At 37.0% G+C, this 3,221-nt stretch carries 3 protein-coding genes and 1 pseudogene; all 4 read left to right on the top strand.

Annotated elements, in window-relative coordinates:
- Window positions 1-163 precede the first annotated feature (163 nt).
- Window positions 164-1,267, top strand: coding sequence for a glycosyltransferase family 2 protein (locus IM515_RS22405; RefSeq protein WP_287629070.1), 1,104 nt, complete (start codon window positions 164-166; stop codon window positions 1,265-1,267).
- 42 nt (window positions 1,268-1,309) lie between these two features.
- The gene (locus tag IM515_RS22400; protein ID WP_287629069.1) at window positions 1,310-1,939 is read left to right on the top strand and encodes a DUF6817 domain-containing protein; all 630 of its coding nucleotides are present in this window, start codon (window positions 1,310-1,312) and stop codon (window positions 1,937-1,939) included.
- A 15-nt stretch (window positions 1,940-1,954) separates the two neighbouring features.
- Window positions 1,955-2,893 carry a glycosyltransferase family 2 protein gene (locus IM515_RS22395; RefSeq protein ID WP_287629068.1) on the top strand — a complete coding sequence of 313 codons (939 nt, stop codon included), beginning with the start codon at window positions 1,955-1,957 and terminating at the stop codon, window positions 2,891-2,893.
- A 169-nt stretch (window positions 2,894-3,062) separates the two neighbouring features.
- Window positions 3,063-3,221: pseudogene (locus IM515_RS22390) on the top strand (lipid kinase); the annotation flags it as partial.

The following is a 3,221-nucleotide window of genomic DNA, read 5'->3' as shown; positions in this document are numbered from 1 at the left end:
TGAAAATTTTTGCCTCAAACCCTATCGGCGTAAGAACTTCAGGATTTTGTGTCCAGTAGTTCATTAGTATTTCATTGCTTGAACTCAGGCTCTGTAAGACTTTTAGCCATAGCTAGTATGTTTATACGGGGGAAGTCCAGTTATAGATCAAAACGCTAAGGTTATGGACGTAGCTGTTATTATCCCTTTATTCAACGGCTCTCAATGGATTCGACAAACACTCGAGTCAGTATTTTCCCAGTCTCAACCACCGAGAGAAATAGTAGTGGTTGACGATGGTTCTGAGGACGAATCCCTAGAGATTGTCAAGTCTTTTTCAGGTATCACTTTATTACGAAATCCTGACAAGGGTTCTCATTGCGCCCGCAATTTTGGATTCAAACATACTACTGCGCCTCTAGTAGCATTTCTCGATCAGGATGACATCTGGCATCGAGATCACCTGCGCCTTATGAATACAATTCTAGAACAATTTCCCCAATCTGCTGCTTGTGTAGCCAATTGCGCCCATTTTCATGAAGATAGCCTAAATTTTCCCTCTCCAGTCCTCAATTCTCAGTTTTTTGCTCCTTGGGACTTTTTCCCTACCAATTCTGTCGCCACTCCCTCAGCTGTTGTGATTCGACGCGAAGCACTCGATTCCATCAATGGCTGGCCAACACAGTTTACGGGAACTGCTGTAGATTACTATACTTGGTTAAGGTTAAGTGTTAATCAATCTCTGATAAGAAACCATTGTATTACGGTTGGATATCGTCGCCATAATAATTCTCAGGGGACGAAGTTAAGATTACAAAACCTTGAAAAATTAATAGATAATCACATAAACACTTTAGCAGATGCTCTTCGTTATCGGTTTTCTGTCTATCCCCAAGATGCTGTATTACTGGAAAATAGATTGAAATCATTAACTAATATGTTGGATATTATCACAGCCACTATCACTGCTGATCAATCACTGCTGGTGAAAGGTGCTATTTCCTTTGAAGAAAGTCTAGCTAATGAGTCAACTGCTTTTATTAGCTCAATGTGTAACTTGCTGTTATGGTTTTTATATCCTTACTTAGACCCTCAAGAATTTACTTTGAAAATCATCCTCGAACATTGGCCAAATAAGGCAGCCAAAACCCGCCAAGGATTGAGAGAGCGAATTGCTTTAAGCAGAATCCTTCCGAGACATCTATTAGCACATCCATTTGACCTAAGTTTATGGGTTTTATTAGTAGAGTTTGCACCTTTGATAAGCAATAAGCTTATGCCCCGATAAATTCCTATGACAAATTATATAATCATTAATTCAATCAACAATATGGCTACTAATACCCTCATTAAAAATCGATTGAAAAACTTACAACACTTCGCCCCAAATATTGTAGGTGAATTTATATATTTATGGAAAGATAGACAATATGATCCCCCTAAAGAGCAAAGAGAAATTTTGAAGAAATTAGCAACCGATTCCACTGAACATCTTAATAAACGCTCTTTATATAGTCATTTATTAGGAAATTATAGAATCTTGAAAAAATGGAACTCATCTGAAGAGATTTGTCTAGCTGGTCTTTATCACAGCATCTATGGAACTTATAGCTATAGAAAAAGTTTGGTTAATCTAGAACAAAGAGGTATAATTAAGGCTGCTATTGGTTCTGATGCTGAAAAATTAGTTTACTATTATTGTCTTGAAGATAGAAAACATTTTTCCTATAATTTTGAGCAAGTTAATGAATTTAAACTGATAAATTATCGTGATAACAAGGAAATAATTTTAACTCAAACAGAGCTTAGTGCTTTAATAACTATTCGTTTAGCAGATCACTTAGAACAATTACCTTATACCCGTGATTATCGTCATCAAGAATTTTATCTTAAAGCTAAACCTTTCCTGACTCAAAAAGCTTATGCTGATTTTCTGATGGCTCATAGGAGAAAAATTTAATTATAGTTAATAAAGATGAAATTTAGTATTGTTATTACAACCTGCAATCGTTTATCGTTGCTTAAAAGAGCAATCGCTTCGTCCCTAAATCAATCTATTCCCTGTGAAGTCATTGTGGTTGATGATTATTCCTCTGATGGTACAGCAGAATATATTCAAAGCCTGGGGGAAGATATTATCTTCTATCGTAATCTCAAGAATATGAGGCAATCCTTTTCGGTAAATGTAGGGGTTAAAGCTGCTCAAGGAGATTGGATTAAACTACTCGATGATGATGACTATCTTGCCCCTAATTGTATAGAGGAAATAATGAAAAATATTGCTCAGTATCCCGAAGCTGTCATTTGTTCCTGTCAGGCGACACAGGTGGATATTAAAGGAGTAGAAATCTGTCAAACTCCAAAAATAGGACTTGAACAGGCTTTCTATATCGCTCAAGCAGATATACACTATGGTATGCTCCTAGAAGAAGTTCCCTTCGGAACAACTAGCCAAGTTGCTTTTCTCAGAGATGCTTTTCTTAACTCAGGGGGTTGGGATTCAAGTTTAGATGACTGTTATAATGACATTGATTGCTGGCTTCGCATTGCTCAGTTTGGGGATGCTGTGTTTGTTAACTCCTGTTTAGTGTATCGAGTAGTTTGGTCTGGTAGTTATAATCAAAAGTCTTCATTGTTAAAGCGACTCAACACTAACATTTTGATCAAAGAGAAAATATATAACTTAGTTAATCCAAAATATCAGTCTGTTCTGCCACCACTCTCATATATATGTAATTATGTTAAACTACATTGGTTATTAGTGGCCTTAAAACAAAAACATTTTGTTTTCGCCATCAGAATCTCTTTTCCTGCCGTATTATCTATGAGGTCTTGGAATATTTTAGTTAAGGCAATGAGATCCCGTAATAATCGCCCTTCCAGAAAAAGCGTAATTTTAAAAACTACAAAGTGAAGTGACGCAATCCTTCCCAGTATCCTTGATCAAGCTTTCAAAGGAGAATTATTATCTCGTTCCCAGGTTCTACCTGGGAACGCTCTCCTCAGGTTCTACCTGAATACTACTTTAAGGCAGAGCCTTCGATATTGTGTTCCAGGGCTCTGCCTTGCAAAAAGGAACCTTCGCTCATGATGCCCAAATTGACGATCAAAGGTTAGATTTATATAGCCTAGAAATTGAACACTGGTGGCAAATTTTCCCGCTTTTATGGACATTACCGCGAGGACAACAGGGTTTATTATCTTGGGTGAGAACTCTTAAGGGGAAAGAAATTCAAATTCAG

The organism is Microcystis sp. M44BS1 (genome assembly GCF_020244875.1).
GTDB classification, from domain to species: Bacteria; Cyanobacteriota; Cyanobacteriia; order Cyanobacteriales; family Microcystaceae; genus Microcystis; species Microcystis panniformis.
This window is presented reverse-complemented; position numbering and strand designations above follow the sequence as displayed.